The sequence below is a fragment of the Methylobacterium oryzae genome (assembly GCF_021398735.1).
Taxonomy (GTDB): Bacteria; Pseudomonadota; Alphaproteobacteria; order Rhizobiales; family Beijerinckiaceae; genus Methylobacterium.
The window spans coordinates 1387076-1404504 of sequence record NZ_CP090349.1 but is presented as its reverse complement, the minus strand read 5'-3'; the positions used below and the strand labels follow the sequence as shown (position 1 = coordinate 1404504).

The 17429-nt window shown below is 72.2% G+C and carries 17 protein-coding genes; 8 read left to right on the top strand and 9 right to left on the bottom strand.

Annotation, left to right across the window (positions count from 1 at the left end):
• Window positions 1-9 precede the first annotated feature (9 nt).
• Window positions 10-597 (bottom strand): histidine phosphatase family protein, encoded by a 588-nt coding sequence (locus tag LXM90_RS06755; RefSeq protein ID WP_020092948.1) that lies wholly within the window; start codon window positions 595-597, stop codon window positions 10-12.
• Between the two features lie 96 nt (window positions 598-693).
• Between LXM90_RS06755 and LXM90_RS06750 the strand changes: the two genes are divergently transcribed.
• Window positions 694-1686 (top strand): polyphosphate kinase 2 family protein, encoded by a 993-nt coding sequence (locus LXM90_RS06750; RefSeq protein WP_020092949.1) that lies wholly within the window; start codon window positions 694-696, stop codon window positions 1684-1686.
• A 16-nt stretch (window positions 1687-1702) separates the two neighbouring features.
• A complete protein-coding gene (locus tag LXM90_RS06745; RefSeq protein ID WP_234082146.1) occupies window positions 1703-2857 on the top strand; it encodes an AAA family ATPase in 1155 nt (384 codons plus the stop codon).
• A 55-nt stretch (window positions 2858-2912) separates the two neighbouring features.
• On the opposite strand, the gene fabI is transcribed toward LXM90_RS06745, so the two are convergent.
• Window positions 2913-3737, bottom strand: a complete 825-nt coding sequence (fabI, locus tag LXM90_RS06740) for an enoyl-ACP reductase FabI (protein ID WP_020092951.1) — start codon at window positions 3735-3737, stop codon at window positions 2913-2915.
• 127 nt (window positions 3738-3864) lie between these two features.
• On the bottom strand, window positions 3865-4785 hold the full coding sequence (locus LXM90_RS06735) for a DnaJ C-terminal domain-containing protein (protein ID WP_205833813.1): 921 nt from the start codon (window positions 4783-4785) through the stop codon (window positions 3865-3867).
• Window positions 4786-5016: 231 nt separating this feature from the next.
• On the opposite strand from LXM90_RS06735, the gene LXM90_RS06730 reads away from it, so the two are divergent.
• The 4 genes from LXM90_RS06730 to LXM90_RS06715 are packed head-to-tail and all read left to right on the top strand — an operon-like array spanning window position 5017 to window position 8286.
• Window positions 5017-5400 carry a VOC family protein gene (locus LXM90_RS06730; protein ID WP_020092953.1) on the top strand — a complete coding sequence of 128 codons (384 nt, stop codon included), beginning with the start codon at window positions 5017-5019 and terminating at the stop codon, window positions 5398-5400.
• Complete coding sequence (locus LXM90_RS06725) at window positions 5400-6464, top strand: iron ABC transporter substrate-binding protein (protein WP_020092954.1); 1065 nt, start codon at window positions 5400-5402, stop codon at window positions 6462-6464. The genes LXM90_RS06730 and LXM90_RS06725 overlap by 1 nt, the downstream gene beginning before the upstream one ends.
• Window positions 6461-7513 carry a FecCD family ABC transporter permease gene (locus tag LXM90_RS06720; RefSeq protein ID WP_020092955.1) on the top strand — a complete coding sequence of 351 codons (1053 nt, stop codon included), beginning with the start codon at window positions 6461-6463 and terminating at the stop codon, window positions 7511-7513. Before LXM90_RS06725 ends, LXM90_RS06720 begins: the two co-directional genes overlap by 4 nt.
• Window positions 7513-8286, top strand: coding sequence for an ABC transporter ATP-binding protein (locus LXM90_RS06715; RefSeq protein WP_020092956.1), 774 nt, complete (start codon window positions 7513-7515; stop codon window positions 8284-8286). The genes LXM90_RS06720 and LXM90_RS06715 overlap by 1 nt, the downstream gene beginning before the upstream one ends.
• Before the next feature lie 28 nt (window positions 8287-8314).
• Here the strand turns inward: LXM90_RS06715 and LXM90_RS06710 are convergent, their stop codons facing one another.
• Together LXM90_RS06710 and LXM90_RS06705 are read right to left on the bottom strand one after the other, a co-directional pair.
• On the bottom strand, window positions 8315-9088 hold the full coding sequence (locus LXM90_RS06710) for a Crp/Fnr family transcriptional regulator (protein ID WP_020092957.1): 774 nt from the start codon (window positions 9086-9088) through the stop codon (window positions 8315-8317).
• Between the two features lie 134 nt (window positions 9089-9222).
• Window positions 9223-10107: a GH25 family lysozyme gene (locus LXM90_RS06705; protein WP_020092958.1), complete on the bottom strand. Its 885-nt coding sequence runs from the start codon at window positions 10105-10107 to the stop codon at window positions 9223-9225.
• Window positions 10108-10309: 202 nt separating this feature from the next.
• Between LXM90_RS06705 and LXM90_RS06700 the strand changes: the two genes are divergently transcribed.
• Window positions 10310-10753: a DUF488 family protein gene (locus LXM90_RS06700; protein WP_020092959.1), complete on the top strand. Its 444-nt coding sequence runs from the start codon at window positions 10310-10312 to the stop codon at window positions 10751-10753.
• A 6-nt stretch (window positions 10754-10759) separates the two neighbouring features.
• Here the strand turns inward: LXM90_RS06700 and LXM90_RS06695 are convergent, their stop codons facing one another.
• The 4 genes from LXM90_RS06695 to LXM90_RS06680 all read right to left on the bottom strand — a co-directional run bounded on the left by LXM90_RS06695 (window position 10760) and on the right by LXM90_RS06680 (window position 15864).
• Window positions 10760-11146: a hypothetical protein gene (locus LXM90_RS06695; protein ID WP_020092960.1), complete on the bottom strand. Its 387-nt coding sequence runs from the start codon at window positions 11144-11146 to the stop codon at window positions 10760-10762.
• A gap of 47 nt (window positions 11147-11193) precedes the next feature.
• A complete protein-coding gene (locus tag LXM90_RS06690; RefSeq protein WP_020092961.1) occupies window positions 11194-11430 on the bottom strand; it encodes a hypothetical protein in 237 nt (78 codons plus the stop codon).
• Window positions 11431-11573: 143 nt separating this feature from the next.
• Window positions 11574-12491 (bottom strand): DNA-binding response regulator, encoded by a 918-nt coding sequence (locus LXM90_RS06685; RefSeq protein ID WP_020092962.1) that lies wholly within the window; start codon window positions 12489-12491, stop codon window positions 11574-11576.
• The gene (locus LXM90_RS06680; protein WP_234082143.1) at window positions 12484-15864 is read right to left on the bottom strand and encodes an ATP-binding protein; all 3381 of its coding nucleotides are present in this window, start codon (window positions 15862-15864) and stop codon (window positions 12484-12486) included. The genes LXM90_RS06685 and LXM90_RS06680 overlap by 8 nt, the downstream gene beginning before the upstream one ends.
• Before the next feature lie 283 nt (window positions 15865-16147).
• Here LXM90_RS06680 and urtA point away from each other — a divergent pair, with 283 nt between their 5' ends.
• The gene (gene urtA, locus LXM90_RS06675) at window positions 16148-17416 is read left to right on the top strand and encodes an urea ABC transporter substrate-binding protein (protein ID WP_042669481.1); all 1269 of its coding nucleotides are present in this window, start codon (window positions 16148-16150) and stop codon (window positions 17414-17416) included.
• The last annotated feature ends 13 nt before the right edge of the window (window positions 17417-17429 follow it).

Genomic DNA, 17429 nt, shown 5'->3' with positions numbered 1-17429 from the left:
CGCACGGGATCAAGCCCAGCGCCAGCCACCGGGCTCGAGGATCAGGACCTCGCCCTGGCGGATGCCCAGGCGGGGCGCCGCGTAGACGTCGAGGTGGCCGAGGGCGACCAGCGCGGCCCGCGCGACGCCGCCATGGGCGACGATGACCGTGTCCCGCTCCAGCCCCGCGATCATCGGCCCGACGCGCTCGACGAGGCCGGCATAGCTCTCCGCGCCGAGACCGGGCGGGCGGTAGTGCCAGCGGTCTCGGTCGCGGCCGGCGGCCCCGGCCGGGTCGCGGCGGCGGATCTCCGCCCAGGTGGAGCCTTCCCAGCTGCCGAAACCGATCTCCCGCAGGCGCGGGTCGACGCGGTACGCCTCGGGCGGCAGGCCGAGTGCGCCCCGCAGGATCTCCATGGTGCGCCGGGTGCGCTTGAGCGGGCTCGCGACGAAATCGGCCTCTGCCAGGGCCGGCCCCGCCGCGGCGGCGAGGCGCTCCGCCACGGCCGCGGCCTGTGCCTCCCCCTGGGCATTGAGGTCGGTGTCGCGCCCGCCCTGGAGGCGCCCCTCGGCGTTCCAGGCGGTCTGGCCGTGCCGGATGAAGTAGATCGTACCCAACCGTCTCAACCCCGTCCTGCACAGGCGTCCGGAACAGCCTGGACTACCGGCCGTTCTCGCCGGCGGTCGGCAATATCCGGAACTAGGTCCTGCCCCATGTCCAAGAAGCACGGCAAGCATCATCGCGGCCACAAACGCGGTGACGGCATGACAGGTGAGGCCGATCTGCATGGCGCCACCGTGGATCACCGCCCGTCGACGGCCCGCTGGGCCGGCAGCGTCGACAGCGTGGCCGAATCCGTCCCGGCGGCGCTCGGCCGGCACGGGCCGGTACCGATCCGCCCGGCGCCCGGCATCGTGGCGGTCGAACCGGGGGCGCCCTTCGATCTCGGCACGGTCGATCCCGACGACGTCGGCGGTCTCGACAAGGACTGGGCGAAGGACGCCCTCGCCCAGGAGCGGGCGCGCATCGTCGCCCTCCAGGAGCGCCTCTACGCGGAGCGCGCCAGGAGCCTCCTGCTGGTGTTCCAGGCGATCGACACGGGCGGCAAGGACGGCACGATCCGGTCGGTGCTCAAGGGGGTGAACCCCCAGGGCTGCGCGGTGGCCTCGTTCAAGGTGCCCTCGAGCGAGGAGCTCGATCACGACTTCCTGTGGCGCTACCACGCCCGGGTGCCGGGGCGCGGCATGATCGGTGTGTTCAACCGCAGCCACTACGAGGACGTGCTCGTCGTGCGGGTGAAAGGCCTCGTGCCGGATGCGGTCTGGCAGAGCCGCTACGGCCGGATCAACGATTTCGAGCGCCTGCTCACCGAGTCGGGCACGACGGTCGTGAAGTTCTTCCTGCACATCTCCAAGGCGGAGCAGAAGCGGCGCCTGGAGGCCCGGATCGCCGACCCCGAGAAGCACTGGAAGTTCGACCCGGCCGACCTGGTCGAGCGGAAATCCTGGGACGCCTACCAGCAGGCCTTCGCGGACGCCCTCGGCCGCTGCTCGACGCCCGAGGCGCCCTGGCTGGTAGTGCCGGCCAACCACAAGTGGTTCCGCAACTACGTGATTGCCCGGACCGTGGCGGATACGCTGGAGGCCATGGACCCGCGATTCCCCGAGGCCGCCAAAGGCATCGCGGATCTGACGGTCCCCGACTGACGCGGGAGAATCCGGGATGCTGGTGGTTCGAGAGGTCGCGATCTCGGGCTACCGCTCGCTGCGGCGGATCGGCTTCCCGGTCGACGCGCTGTCGGTCTTCGTCGGCGGCAACGGCACCGGCAAGACCAACCTCTACCGGTCTTTGGAGTTGCTGCAGGCCGCCGCCCGGGGCACCCTCACCCGCGACCTCGCCGCCGAGGGCGGCATGGACTCCGCCCTCTGGGCCGGCCGCCGGCGGCAGGGCGAGGCGGCGCGGATCCGCCTGTCGGCCACCCTGCGCCACGACACGATCGGGCAGGAATTCGTCTACGCCGTCGAGATCGGGCTGGTGCAGCAGGTCGGCGGGACGACCTTCGGCGCCGCCTTCCGGAAGGAGCCGCAGGTCAAGGCCGAGCGCCTGACGGTCCGCACCCGCGGCCGCGCGGCCGTGATCCTCGATCGCGACGGGCGGAGCGGCTTCGTCCGGGACGCGGAGGGCCGCAAGCGCACCCTCGGCGGTGACCTGCTGCCGACCGAGACCGCCCTCGGCAGCCTCCTCGACGCCACCGGCCATCCCGAGATCGCCGTGGTCCGCCTCGCCCTGGCGGGGTGGCGCTTCCACCACGATTTCCGGACGGATGCCGAGTCGCCCCTGCGCCGGCCCTGCCTCGCGGTGACGACGCCGACCCTCGCGTCCGACGGCGCGGACCTCGCCGCCGTCTTCGCCACCCTGGCGCATATCCGGGAGGACACGACCGAGATCGACGAGGCCGTCGACGGCGCCTTCCCGGGCGCGGCGCTCGTGCTGCCGGAGCCGGGCCGTCACGCGCGCTTCGGCCTGCGCTTCCCCGACTTCCCGGGCCGGACCTTCGATCCTCCGGAACTGTCGGACGGCACCCTGCGCTACCTCGACCTGGCCGGCGCGCTGCTCGGCTACCGGCTGCCGCCGTTCATCGCGCTGAACGAGCCCGAAACCAGCCTGCATCCCGATCTCATGGATCCGCTGGCTCGGCTGATCGCGCGGGCCGCGGAGCGCACGCAGGTCTGGCTCGTCACGCACTCGGAGCGGCTGGCGGCCGGCATCGCGGAGCACGGGAAGGTCCGGCCGCGCACCGTCATCAAGCGCGACGGCGAGACCTGGATCGACGGGCTCACGCTCTCGGGGGAGTTCGACGAGGCGGAGGACGCGTGAGCCATGCCGGGCCGCTCACGCCTCAGGTCCGGGCGGCCGCGACGACCGACCCGCCTCAGTCCTTGTCGAGGGTGAGATCCGGCGCCTCGGGATTTTTCATGCCGACGACGTGGTAGCCGGCATCCACGTGGAGGATCTCACCGGTCATGCCGGCCGCCATGTCGGAGACGAGGTAGGACGCGGTCTCCCCCACCTCCCCGATCGTCACGGTCCGGCGCAGGGGCGCGTTGTACTCATTCCACTTCAGGATGTAGCGGAAATCGCCGATCCCGGAGGCCGCGAGGGTCTTGATCGGGCCGGCCGAGATGGCGTTGACCCGGATGTTCTTCGGGCCGAGATCGGCCGCGAGGTAGCGCACCGACGCCTCCAGGGCCGCCTTGGCGACGCCCATCACGTTGTAGTGGGGCATCCACTTCTCGGCGCCGTAATAGGTCAGCGTCACCAGCGAGCCGCCCGGGCGCATGATCTTCTCGGCGCGCTGGGCCACGGCGGTGAACGAGTAGCAGGAGACCAGGAGCGACTTGGTGAAATTGTCCTCGGAGGTCTCGATGTAGCGGCCGGTCAGCTCGTCCTTGTCGGAGAAGGCGACGCAGTGGACGACGAAGTCGATGCCGTCCGGGAAGACCCTGGCGGCCTCCGCGAAGACCGCGTCGATCGTGGCCGCCTCGGTGACGTCGCAGTGCCCGATCACGTGGGCGTCGAGTTCCTTGGCCAGGGGCTCGACACGCTTGCGCAGGGCGTCGCCCTGGTAGGTGAAGGCCAGTTCGGCCCCGTGGGCGCGGGCGCTGCGGGCGATGCCCCAGGCGATCGAGCGGTTGTTGGCGACCCCGAGGACGATGCCCCGCTTGCCCGCCAGAAGGCCCTGCCCGTGTTCCGCCATGATCGATCCCGAAGCCGCGCGACCCCTCTCGGGGCCGGGGGGCCTCCTTAGCGGAGGCGGCCCGGCGACGGAAGTCCGGGACGCCGCCGAGCGCCTTCATGCGCGCCCCGGTGGCTACGCCGGCGCGTCAGGCCGCGTTGGCCGCCCGGCGGCCGCGGGCGAATTCGGTCAGTGCCGCGTCCTCGCCCTCCGGCAGGACGATCGCCGTCGTGGCGAACAGGTCGCCGCGGGTGCCGTCCTTCTTCGGAAGCCCCTTGCCGCGCAGGCGGAATGTGCGGCCGGAACTCGTCATCGCCGGGATCTTCATCTCGACGGCGCCGGTGAGCGTCGGCACGCGGATCGTGCCGCCGAGCACGGCATCCTCCAGCGGGACGTCGACGCTGGTGCGCAGGTCGGCCCCCTCGACGGTGAAGCGCGGGTGCTGCCGGATCCGGATGGTGAGGAGGGCGTCGCCCGGCTCGGCCCGGAGGCCGCCGCTCTGGCCGAGGCCGCGCAGTCGGATGGTCTGGCCGTCGACCACGCCGCGGGGAATCACGACGTCGACCTCGCGGCCCGTGGGCAGGGCGAGGCGCAGCTTCTCCTCGCTGGCGACCTGCTCCAGCGTCACCAGCAGTTCCGCGGCGACGTCCTCGCCCCTGGCCGCCTGGCGCTGGCCGCCCGGACCGGCGCCGCCGGCGCGGAAAGCCTCCCCGAAGATGTGCGAGAAGATGTCCTCGCCCATCCCGCCGCCGCCGCCGCGCTGCGCGCGCGCCATGTTCTCGAAATCGAAATTGCCCCCGCGCCCGCCGCCGAAGCCGCCGAACCCCTCGAAGCCGGTCGCGCGCGGCTTGCCCTCGGCGTCGATCTCGCCGCGGTCGAACTGCTTGCGCTTCTCGGAATCGCCCAGGATCTCGTAGGCCGAATTCGCCTCGGCGAACCGGTCCTTGGCCTTGGCGTCGTTCTTGTTGCGATCGGGGTGGAAGTCCTTGGCGAGCTTGCGATAGGCCTTCTTGATCTCGGCCTCGCTCGCCCCCTTGGCCACGCCCAGCACGTCGTAGGGATTGCGCATGGATCTCTTGGCTGTGCGGTTGGCTGTGCGATGTGGGTACGCAACCGGGATGTGGGATGGATGTTGCATCCCTGCAACGGTTCTGGCGGCGAAAGTCTGCGGGTTCGGGCCGAACGTCAAGCGGCCGATCTCGCCGCGGCTCCGCGCCGGCCCTATCGTCGGACACGGCGCGGAACGGCGCCTCCGGGCCGGGGGCCGCGCCCGTCTGGATCACCTGAAACCGGAGAGCCGATGCACTACGCCTGCGACCACCTCCACCTGCGCAGCCGCGACGCCGTCGCGGCCGCCTCCTTCTACGTCGAGACCTTCGGGGCCCGGGAGGTGAAGCGCGTCGGCGCGGACCCGGTGCAGCGCGTCGTGCTCGACCTCGGCGGCCTCGCCGTCTTCATCGAGCAGGCCCCGGACGAGATCGCGCCGGCGACCGCCACGCCCTGCCTCGGGATCGAGCATTTCGGGCTGCGCGTCGCCGACATCGAGGCCGCGATGGCCGATCTCACCGCCCGGGGCGTGCCCGTGCGGACCGGCATCACGGAGCGCGGCCCCGGCCTCCGGATCGCCTTCGTGGAGGGCCCCGACGGGGCGCTGATCGAGATCCTGGAGCGGAAATCCGCCTGATGGCGCCGCGACCCGCGCGCCGCCGCGCCCTCACCGCGGCGCTGATCCTGCTGCTGGCGGCGTCCGGCGGGGCGGCGGCACGCCCGTTCACGGACGCGGCCGGCCGCACGGTCGAACTCTCCGAACGGGTTGGGCGGGTGCTCGCCGCGGGACCGCCGGCCGCGGTGCTCCTCTACACGCTGGCGCCCGACCTCATGGCCGGCTGGGTGAGCGCCCCGCATCCCGAGGCGCTGCCCTTCCTCGCGCCCCGGACCCGGGCCCTCCCCGCCTACGGCCGCCTGACCGGGCGCGGCGGCACGGCGAACGTCGAGGCGGTGCTGACCGCCAAACCGGACCTGATCGTGGATTCGGGCAGCCTCGGGCCGACCTACGCGTCGCTCGCCGACCGGGTCCAGGCGCAGACCGGGATCCCCTACATCCTGCTCGACGGCAGCTTCGCGAAGACCCCGGAGGCGTATCGGCAGCTCGGCGCGGCCCTGGGCCGTCAGTCCGACGCGGACGCCCTGGCGGCGGAGGCCCAGAGCCTCGCCGACACGGTGGACCGCGCCGTCGCGACGGTCCCGGAGGACAAGCGGCCCCGGGTCTACTACGCGCGCGGGCCGCGCGGGCTGGAGACGGGGTTCGCCGGCTCGATCAACACCGAGCTGGTCGAGGCCGCCGGCGGCCGCAACGTCGCGCAGGACGGGGGCGGCCGCCTCGGCAACGTCTCGCCCGAGCAGGTGCTCGCCTGGAACCCCGACGTGATCGTCACCCTCGACCCGGCCTTCGCGGCCGGGCTGCGCGCCGACCCGCTGTGGCGGGACGTCCGGGCCGTGCGGACCGGGCGGGTCTACGTGGCGCCGCTCCAGCCCTTCCCGTGGTTCGACGCCCCGCCGGGGGTCAACCGGCTGATCGGCCTGCGCTGGCTGGCGGCCCGGCTTCATCCGGACCTGTTCCCGCAGCCGATGCCCGAGGTGGTGCGCGCCTTCTACGGCCGCTTCTACCATGTCGACCTCGATTTCGGTCAGGCCGACGCCCTCGTCGGCCCGACGCCGCCTGGCGGCCCCCCGGGCCCGGCGCGGTGAGTCGCGTCCCGGCCGCCGCCGAGACGATCCGGGCGCGCAGCCGCCTCCGCCTGCCCGCGGCGCTGCTGACCGGTCTCGCCCTGCTGGCGCTGACCGCCGTGGCGCTGGCGGTCGGCAAGTACCCGGTCGCGCCCGCCGACCTCGCCGCGATCCTCGGCCACCGCCTGCTCGGGCTGCCCCTCCGGGTTCCGGCGACGGCGGAGACGGTCGTGATGCAGGTGCGCCTGCCCCGGGTGATCGCCGCGCTGGTCGTCGGCGCGGCCCTGTCGGCCGCGGGGGCGACCTACCAGGGCCTGTTCCGCAACCCGCTGGTCTCGCCCGACATCCTCGGCGTCTCGGCCGGCGCCGGGCTCGGCGCCGTCCTGGGGATCTATCTCGGCCTGCCGGTGGCGCCGATCCAGGCCCTGGCCTTCCTGGGCGGGCTCGGCGCCGTCGCGGCGGTGTACGGCGTCGGCCTCGCCGTGCGGCGGCACGACCCGGTCCTGACGCTGGTCCTCGCCGGCGTCGCGGTGGGGGCGGTCCTCGGGGCGGGCATCTCGCTCCTCAAGGTGCTGGCCGATCCCTACAACCAGCTGCCGGCGATCACCTTCTGGCTCCTCGGGAGCCTGTCCTCGGTCACCCTCGGCGACGTCGCCGCCACCCTGCCGATGCTGCTGCTCGGCCTCGTGCCGCTGGTGCTGCTGCGCTGGCGCATGAACCTGATGAGCCTCGGCGACGCGGAGGCGCGGGCCCTCGGCGTGGAGACGCGGGTGCTGCGCCCCGTCCTGATCGCCGGCGCGACCCTGATCACGGCGGCGGCCGTGGCGATGACCGGGGTCATCGGCTGGATCGGGCTGATCGTGCCGCACGTCGCCCGGCTGCTGGTCGGGCCGGATTACCGCCGCCTGCTGCCCGCCTCGCTCGTCCTCGGGGCGGGCTACCTCGTGCTGGTCGACCTGATCGCCCGCAATCTCGGCACCGTCGAGGTGCCCCTCGGCATCCTGACGGCCCTGGTCGGGGCGCCGTTCTTCCTCTGGCTGCTGGCGTCCGGGCGCCGGGGCTTCAGCTGATGCTGCTCCGGGTCCGGGACCTCGCCTTCGGCTACAGCAGCCGGATCGTCGGCCACGACGTGTCGTTCGACCTCGCCGCCGGCGAGGTGCTGTGCCTCGTCGGGCCGAACGGCGGCGGCAAGACCACGCTGTTCCAGACGCTGCTCGGCCTGCTGTCCGCCCGCGCCGGGCGGGTGATCCTCGACGGCACCGACCTGTCGCGCCTGTCGCGGAAAGCCGTCGCCCGCACCATCGCCGCCGTGCCGCAGGCGCACGCGGCGTACTTCCCGTTCACGGTGCGCGAGGTCGTCGTGATGGGCCGGGCGAGCCGGCTCGGCCCGTTCGCCGCCCCCGGGCCGTCGGACGTCGCGGCCGCCGAGCGGGCGCTGGCGGCGCTCGGGATCGGCCATCTCGCCGATCAGGTCTACACCGAGATCAGCGGCGGCGAGCGCCAGCTCGCGCTGATCGCGCGGGCGCTCAGCGGCGAGCCGCGGCTCCTCGTCATGGACGAGCCGACCGCGAGCCTCGATTTCGGCAACCAGGCCCGCGTCCTCGGGCAGGTCCGCCGCCTCGCCGAGGCCGGCATCGCCGTGCTGTTCTCGACGCACGATCCCGGGCACGCCCTGCTCTGCGCCGACCGCCTCATCGCCCTGCACGCGGGCCGCCTCGTCGCCGACGGACCCGCCGCCGCGACGGTCACGCCGGAGCTGCTGCGCCTGATCTACGGGATCGACGTGGTGGTGGCGCCGGTGCCGGGCCTCGCGGCGCCGGTCTGCGTGCCGGTCGTTGCCTGACGTGGTCGACGGATCGCGGGCCGGTCCCTCACCCGGCGCGCGACAGCGTCTCGACCGGCTCGGTCCGGCGGGGCTCCTCGGCCCGGAAAACCGCGCCGAGCACCGCCTCGCACTGCATCCGCACGCGGGCGTGGCACTCGCAGGCGGCGTTCGAGACCGCCCGGCGGTCGAGGATCGTGATGCGCCCGCGGCCGACCCGGATGAGGCCCTGCTCCTGCAGCACCCGCAGGATCCGCGTGAGGTAGGTCCGCTGGACCCCCAGCATGGAGGCCAGGACCTCGTGCGTGATCGGGAGGGTGTCGCCGCCCGTCCGGTCCTGCAGCGACAGCAGCCAGCGCAGGCAGCGCTGCTCGATCGGGTGCAGGGCGTTGCAGGCCGCGATCTGGAACAGCTGAGCCAGGAAGCAGTCGGCGTAGCGCGCGAACAGGTCGCGGAGCGTCGATGACTCGAGCTCGGCCTGCCGGAGCCGCGCCGCGTCGAGGCGCAAAGCCGCGCCGCCGATCTGCGCCAGCCCGCTGACCGCGGGCGGCAGCCGCCCCTCGCCGATGATCCCGCCGATCGCGCCCTCGTGCCCGACGCTCGCGATCTCGGCCGTCCGGCCGTCCCGCGTGGCGACGATCAGCGCCACGACGGTCTGGTCGCGGGGGAAGATGACGTGGCTCGCCGCGGCGCCCGCCGCCAGCGCCGTATCCCCCTTGGCGAAGGTCACCGGCTCCAAGTGGGGGGCGATCAGGGCGCGATCCGAACCCGGCAGCGCGTCGAGGAGCAGGTTGCCGGTGGAGGCGGCAGAGTCGATCGGCATAGGGGACGGAGAGGTGCGGGAGGAGAGTCTCCCGTCAGGATCCTCTCGGGCTCGCCCGCCGGTGCGCGGGCCCGTCAGCCATACCCCGCGCTCTACGTCCTTGAACTAACCTAGGTTTCGCCGACGCCTTTCATCTACTTGTCCGTGCAGAGCCCCTGCTCGGAGAGCCGCTTGTGCTCGCGCGGGTCGCAGTCGGTCGTCAGGAACGAGGCCCATTCGGACGGGGTGCCGTAGAAGGCGTTGCGGTCGACGTCGCCGCGCACGCCCGGAACCCGGCCCGTGGACGTGAACTGCCACAGCATCCACTTGCGGTTGACGAAGCGCTGCTCCGGCTCGGCCGCGGTGGAGCGCAGCCAGTGCGGGTAATCGGGGAGCTCGCCCTCCAGGACGTCCTTGTGGAACGTGATGTCGGTGTAGATGATCGGGCGCTTGCCGGTGTAGCGCTCCATCTCCTCCAGCATCTCGGTGACCATCGCCAGGGCCTGGGCCTTGGGCAGCTTCTTCGGGCAGGTCTGCGAGTGGCCGTTCCACTCGACGTCGAGGACAGGCGGCAGGGCGGTGGGGTCGTTGGGGACGTTCTTCTTGAACCAGTCCATCTGCTCCCGGGCGGAGCGGCACCAGAACACGAAGTGGTAGGCCCCGCGCGGCACGCCGGCCCGGGCCGCGCCGTCCCAGTTGGTCCGGAAGCGCTCGTCGACGTGGTCGCCGCCCTCGGTGGCCTTGATGAAGGCGAACTGGGTGCCGGCGGCGCGGACCGAGGCCCAGTCGACGTTGCCCTGCCACTTCGAGATATCGATGCCCTGGATCGGGTGAAGCTTGGCCTTGGCCACGCCCGGATGGGGCTTGGCGTCGCCCTTCGTCGGATAGAAGTCGTTGTTCGACGCGCAGGCGGCGAGGCCGGCCAGGATCGCGGCGGCGGCGAAGCGCCCGGCGAGACGCCGGGCCGGCTTGAGGCGACTGATCAGGCCCCGAGCGAGATCTTCGATCGGTGACCGCGAAGGCGTGTAGATCCGCGACATCAGTGTTTAGCCCGCCACCGAAGATGCGCCACAGACAGGCGTATTCGATGGCCCTGGCGCGGTTAACGGAGCTTTGCGATCATTGCGGCGGAATTCCGGGACGCGTTGCATCCCCGCGACATACGGCGTCGATCCCCGGCTGGTTCACAGGGCCGCATACGGCTAAGTCGCGGTCCCGCAACGCGAGTCCGGACGGGGCACCGTGAGTAAGCAACTCTTTACCATAGGCTACGAAGGCCTCGACTCGGAGCGCCTCGTCGGCGTCCTGCGCTCGGCCGGGGTCGCGGTGCTGGCGGATGTCCGGGCGGTGGCGAACTCGCGCAAGCGCGGCTTCTCGAAGGGCGCGCTCGGCACCTCCCTGCGCGAAGCCGGGCTCGGCTACGCGCATCTGCGCAGCCTCGGCACCCCGAAATCCGGCCGGCAGGCGGCGCGGGCCGGGGACGCGGCGCTGATGCGCCGGATCTACTGCGAGGAAGTGCTGGACACCGCTGCCGGGATCGCGGCGCTCGACGAACTCGCCGCGCTCGCCGAGGCGTCGCCGATCTGCCTGCTCTGCTTCGAGCGCGATCCGGCCGGCTGCCACCGGCGCGTACTGGCCGAGCGCCTCGCGCCGCGGGGCTTCGTGGTCAGCGATCTCTACGGCTGAAGCGTCTCAGCGCCCGGGCAGCGGTCGCGGCTGCGGCTGCGCGCGCATGCCCAGCGCGCCGGCGAGGCGCCGGACCGGGCCGAGGGCGGCCGTCAGTCCCCGCGGCGCGGCCCCGCGGGGCGCGCGCGGCCGGCGCCGGTCGGCGTCGGGCACCGGCTCGACCGGCAGGTACAGCGTGTCGAAGAAGGACATCTCGAGCAGCACGGCGCCGTCGTCGCCGGTGATCACCATCGCGGCCTCGATGAGGCGTGGGTCGCCGCCGTGCTGACGCATCAGCCCCTGCACGATCGTGCGCGCGGTCGACCGGGCGGCCTCGACATCCTCGACCCACTGGGCCGCCGAGGCCGGGAGCGAGGCGTTGCCGAGGCGGATGGTGAAGTGCGCGCGGACCATGGAGCGCTCCTGGGAGGGGACCGGCGGGACGCCGCCGGCAACGGGTGTCAGGCGGCCTGGGCGTCGTCGACCGCTTCGGCGACGCTCGCACCGTCGGCCTCGGATCTCTCGGCCGCGGATTTCGGATCGAAGGCGTCCGCGAGCAGGCCGAGGCGCCGCGCCATGTCCCGCACCTCATTGAGGGCGATCGACTTCTGGCCTTCCTTCACTGCCCGCGTGATGTCGCTGACCTGGGTGGTGGCGATCCGCTTCAGTTCGTCGGCGAGCTGCTGGCTGGTCATCATCGCATCCGGACTCGGCTTGTCGGGCTGAGCCGGGACCGTGGGGCGGCGGGGCTTACCAAGGCGTTTCGCCGGGGATCGACGCCTGTGGACAAGCTTGGGGATCCGCGGCCGGCGCAACCCTGCCGACCGGCTTCCGCGCGGGCTCAATCCTGCAGGTGCCGCGCCGCGATGATCGAGGCGGCCGTGCGGTTCTCCACGCCGAGCTTCGCGTAGATGCTCTCGAGGTGCTTCGTCACGGTCCGGTGGCTCAGCCCGAGGATCTCGCCGATGTCGCGGCTCGACTTGCCCCGGGACAGCCAGAGGAGGACCTCCGCCTCGCGCCCGGTGACCGGCAGGCGCACCCGCAGCCGCTCGACCCCCGCCGACAGCGCGTCGCGCGACAGGCGGAGCAGGATCTCGTCTGGGGTGCGGCCGATGAAGGTCAGGGCGTAGGCGACGCCGTCGCGATCGGTCAGCGCGAGGGGCTGGGCGGCGCCGGCGAGGCAACCGCGCAGCCACTCGCGGGCGCCGGCGGGCAGCGCGGGGGTGCCGGAGGGTACCGCGCCGAGCCCGGCGAGCAGGCGTCCGGCCTGCGGGGTCGACCACAGGATCGTGCCATCCTCGGCGACCGCGAACAGGGTCCGCCCGGCCGTGTCGAGGGCGGTCCGGGCGCTCTGCGCGGCGCGGGCGCTCGCGAGATGCACGCGGATCCGGGCCAGGATCTCGTCGGGGGCGATGGGCTTCGTGACGTAGTCGATCCCGCCGGCGGAGAGCCCCTTCACGATGTGCTCGGTCTCGCTCAGCCCGGTCATGAAGATCACCGGCACGCCGGCGAGCTGCGGCTTGGCCTTGAGCCGCCGGCAGGTCTCGAACCCGTCGAGGCCCGGCATCACCGCGTCGAGGAGGATCACGTCGGGGGTGATCTCGTCCACCAGGGTCAGGGCGAGGTCGCCGCCGACGGCGACCAGCACGGTGGCGCCGGACCGCTCGATCGCCTCGGTGAGGAAGCTCAGCGTGTCGGGCGAATCGTCGATCACCAGGACGATGTCCCGGTGCGGCTGGACCTTCGGCGCCTCAGTCATGGCGGGCGAGTTCCTGCAGGACCGCGAGGTAGCGGCGAAGGTCGTATCCCTCGACGAGCCCGCGCATCCGGGTGACGAAAGCGGGCGGCACGGTCGGGTCCTGCTCCATCTGGGTCAGCTTGGCCTCGATGGCGCGGATATGCCCGATCCGGCCGAGGCGCAGGAGCTCGCCGACATGCTCGGGCCCCGGCCCCGGGACGTCCGCCGCGGCCGCGGCCGCGGCCGCCCCGGACCGCCCCGGCGCGGCGCCCTCGGTCCATTCGAGGTGCAGGAGCTTGCCGATCCGCTCCATCACGTCGCGCAGGTCGAAGGGCTTGGCGAAGATCGCGTCGTGCGGGGCGTCGTCGCCCCGGGTCGGGCTGATCTCGTGGACGTTGGCGGACATCATGGCGATCGGGCCGGTATGCCCGGCCTGCCGCAGGGCCGCCGCCGCCGCCCAGCCGCTCATCCCGGGCATCGCGATGTCGAGGAGGACGAGGTCGACGCCGCCTTGTGCGACCGTCGCGAGGCACTCGGATCCGGAGCCGGCCTCCCGCACGGAGATGCCCTGCGGCTCCAGGATCGCCCGCATCAGCGCGCGGTGAGCGCTGTCGTCGTCGGCGACCAGGACGGTGCGGCGCGCGCCCGCGTAGGCCCGCTCCGGGGGTGCGGCCGGCGCGGGCGCGACGATCGGCGCGGGCTGGGCCACGGAGGCCAGCATCAGGCGCAGCCGCGCCTGCGTGCCGCCGCCGGGGGCGGCGGTCACGGTGATCTCGCCGCCCAGGAGCTGCGCCAGCAGGTTGGCGATGGTGAGCCCGAGCCCGGTCCCCGGCGTGCTGCGGGCGGCCGGGGTCGAGCCGCGCTCGAACGGCTCGAAGATCCGCGCGAGGTCCGCCTCCGGGATGCCCGGCCCGGTATCGCGGATAGTGAACACCGCGATCTGGCTCCGGTAGCTGAGGTCCAGCGAGACGGTGCCGGCTTCCGTGAACTTGATGGCGTTCGACAGGAGATTGAGCAGCACCTGCCGCAGGCGCTTCTCGTCGGTGGCGACCACCGCGGGCAGGATCTCGGGCCGCGCGAAGCGGAACTCGAGCCCGGCCTCCCGCGCCTGGAGGCGGACCATGTCGACCAGCTGGTCGAGGAAGTCGGTCAGCCGGACCTCGTCGCGGTGGATCTGGAGGCGCCCGGCCTCCATGCGCGAGATGTCGAGGAGGCCGTCGATCAGGCCCGACAGGTGCTGGGCGCTGCGCCGGATCACCCGCAGGCCGTTGACCCGGTGGGCCGGGATCGCGGGGTCGGATTCGAGGAGCTGGGCGTAGCCGAGCACCGTGGAGAGCGGCGTTCGCAGCTCGTGGCTGATCCCGACCACGTAGCGGCTCTTGGCCTGATTGGCGGCCTCGGCCCGCTCCTTGGCCTCCTGCAGCTTGGCGTCGGTGATCTTATGGGCGGCGATCTCGGCCTGGTAGAGCGCGGTCTGGCGCATCGTCTCGGCCTGGGCGACGCGCCGGCTCTCCTGGGCGAGCACGAACAGCCACGCCACGACGCCGAGGATCACCACCAGGGTGAAGAACACGCTGGTCAGCGCCGTGCGCAGGAACTCGCGATTCTCCGGGTGGGCGATCGTCGCGCCCGCGTGCACGATGCCGAGGATCAGGCCGATCACCGCGCAGAGCGTCAGCATCACCGCGAGGTAGCGGCCCAGTGGCGCGCCGATCCAGGCAGCGGTGCGGCCCGGCAGGATCCGCGCGACGGCGGCCTGCGCCTGCACCTCCAGGCGCCCGTGGGGCTTGCACAGGTCGCCGCAGCGGGCGTCGAGCGAGCAGCAGAGGGAGCAGATCGGGGCGTCGTAGGCCGGGCAATGGGCCATGTCCTCGCCCTCGAAGGGCAATTCGCAGACCCGGCAGACCACCTCGGCCGCGCCCCAATCCCGCTTCGGGACCCGCGCCATGTACCAGCGCCCCGCCGTCGCCCAGGCGATCGCCGGCGCGGCGCAGAACGCGATCGCCAGGGTCAGCAATGGCGCGAAGGGCTGCAGGGTCGCGCCGAGCCAGCCGACATAGGCCGCGCCCCCGGCCGCGAGGGATAGCGCCATGGCGCCGGTCCCCACGGGATTCACCGCGTAAAGGTGGGCGCGCTTGAACTCGATGCCCGGGGGCGAGAGGCCGAGCGGCTTGTTGACCGCGAGGTCGGCGGCGAGCGCGCCGACCCAGGCCGAGACCACGGAGGCGTAGAATGGCAGGGTGCTCTCGATGGTCTTGTCGATGCCGAGCTCCATCAGGAGCACCGCGATGGCGACGTTGAACACGAGCCAGACCACCCGTCCCGGATGGCTGTGGGTCAGGCGCGAGAAGAAGTTCGACCACGCGATCGAGCCGGCATAGGCGTTGGTCAGGTTGATCTTGAGCTGCGACACGAGGACGAACAGCCCGGTGAGCAGCAGCGCCGCCCGGCTCCCCTCCCCCGTCAGGTAGCCGAAGGCCACCGCGTACATGCGGGTCGGCTCGGCGGCGTGCTCGGCCGGGACGCCGTGCCCCAGCGCAAGGACCGCCAGCGCGGCGCCGAGCAGGATCTTCAGCATCCCGGGCAGGATCCAGCCAGCGCCGCCCGAGAGGACGGCGAGCCACCAGCGGCGGTCGCGCGGGCCCCGCGGCTCCGGCACGAAGCGCAGGAAGTCGACCTGCTCGCCGACCTGGGCGAGCAGCGCCAGCAGGACGCCGGTGGCGAGACCGAAGCGCGCGAGGTCGAAGCCGCCCCCGCCGCCGTCGAGGCCCGGGTAGCCGGCGAGCGCCCGCAGCGGCCCCGTGCCCTGCGCCGCCACGAAGATCAGCGGCAGCAGGCTCAAGGCGATCCAGATCGGCTGCGTCCAGATCTGGAACCGGCTGATCAGCCGGATCCCGTAGACGACCAGGGGAATCACCGCTCCGGCGCAGAGCAGGTAGCCGACGCCGAGCGGCAGCCCGAAGCAGAGCTGCAGAGCCAGAGCCATGATCGCCGCCTCGATGGCGAAGAACAGGAAGGTGAAGCTCGCGTAGATCAGCGAGGTGACGGTCGAGCCTAGATAGCCGAAGCCGGCGCCCCGGGTGAGCAGGTCCATGTCGACGCCGTAGCGGGCGGCGTAGACCGTGATCGGCGCCGCCGTGGCGAAGATGATCAGGCCGACGACCAGCACGGCCGCCACCGTGTTGGGAAATCCCGCTGTGAGCGCCAGCGTCCCGCCGATCGCCTCCAGCGCGAGGAACGAGATCGAGCCGAGGGCCGTCTGCGCCACCTCGAGGCTCGACCAGCGCCGCGCCTTCTTGGCGGTGAAGCGGAGGGCGTAATCCTCCAGCGTCTCGTCGGCGACGAAGCGGTTGTAGTCCCGGCGGATGGGGATGATGCGCTGCGGACCGCTCATCGGGCCCCGGCCGGGACGATCAGCCCGTCGTGCCCGGGCAGCGTCGCGCACGGGCGGCCGCGCGACGCGCGCGCGCGCGAAAGACCGGGCACCGGAGCGGTGCTCCCACTATTCGCGCTCTCAGCCACCCCGACCTCAAAGTATTCCGCCGCGATGGTGCGGCGCATGCAAGACCACGGCCATACGCAAAATCGCGTATAGGCCGCACTGCAACCCAGGACCTAGCCTGCGCTCGTCGATCCGGGCCGCCTCTCAAGGCCCGGACGCGAACAGGGTCAGGCACATGGCAGACGACACCGAGACCGGCGCCGATCACGGCTTGCGCTCCCCGCTGCGGCGCAGGCTGCTCATGGGATTGGCCGGCGCCCCGGCGCTGGCGCTGTTGCCGCGCACCGCCTGGGCGGCGCCGCCGACCGCGGCGGTCAACACCACGGGCCTCGCGGTGACCGACAGCGAGGTGACGGTCGGCATTCTGCACTCGGTCACCGGCACGATGGCGATCTCGGAGACGGGCGCGCAGGAAGCGGAGAAGCTCGCGATCCAGCAGATCAACGACGCCGGCGGCGTGCTCGGCCGCAAGATCAAGATCATCCAGGAGGACGGCGCCTCCGACTGGCCGACCTTCGCCGAGAAGGCCAAGAAGCTCCTCGTCAACGACCACTGCGCCGCCGTGATGGGCTGCTGGACCTCGGCCTCGCGCAAGGCGGTGCTGCCGGTCTTCGAGCAGTACAACGGCCTGCTGTACTACCCGACCTTCTACGAGGGCCTGGAGCAGTCGAAGAACGTCTTCTACACCGGCCAGGAGGCCACGCAGCAGATCCTCGCCGGCCTGGACTGGGTCCACAAGGAGAAGGGCGGCGACAGCTTCTACTTCATCGGCTCCGACTACATCTGGCCGCGCACCTCCAACAAGATCGCCCGCAAGCACGTGGAGAACGTGCTCAAGGGCAAGGTCGTCGGCGAGGAGTACTTCCCCCTCGGCCACACGCAGTTCAACTCGGTCATCAACAAGATCAAGCTCACCAAGCCCAAGGTGATCTTCGCCGACGTGGTCGGCGGCTCGAACGTGGCGTTCTACAAGCAGCTCAAGGCGGCGGGCATCGACCTGTCGAAGCAGGTGCTGATGACGATCTCGGTGACCGAGGACGAGATCGACGGCATCGGCGGCGAGAACATCGCCGGGGCCTACGCCTGCATGAAGTACTTCGAGTCGATCCAGAACGAGAACAACAAGGCATTCGTGGCCGCGTTCAAGAAGATGTGGGGCGAGAAGACGGTCATCGGCGACGTGACGCAGGCGGCCTATCTCGGCCCGTTCCTGTGGAAGATGGCCTGCGAGAAGGCCGGCTCGTTCGACGTCGACAAGGTGGTGGCGGCCTCGCCCGGGATCGAGTTCAAGGGCGCGCCGGAAGGCTACGTGAAGATCGACGAGAACCACCATCTCTGGTCGAAGACCCGGGTCGGCCGGGCGAAGCCCGACGGCCAGTTCGAGATCGTCTACACCAGCCCCGAGCTGATCAAGCCCGATCCCTTCCCGAAGGGCTACCAGTAGTCACCTCGTTCGG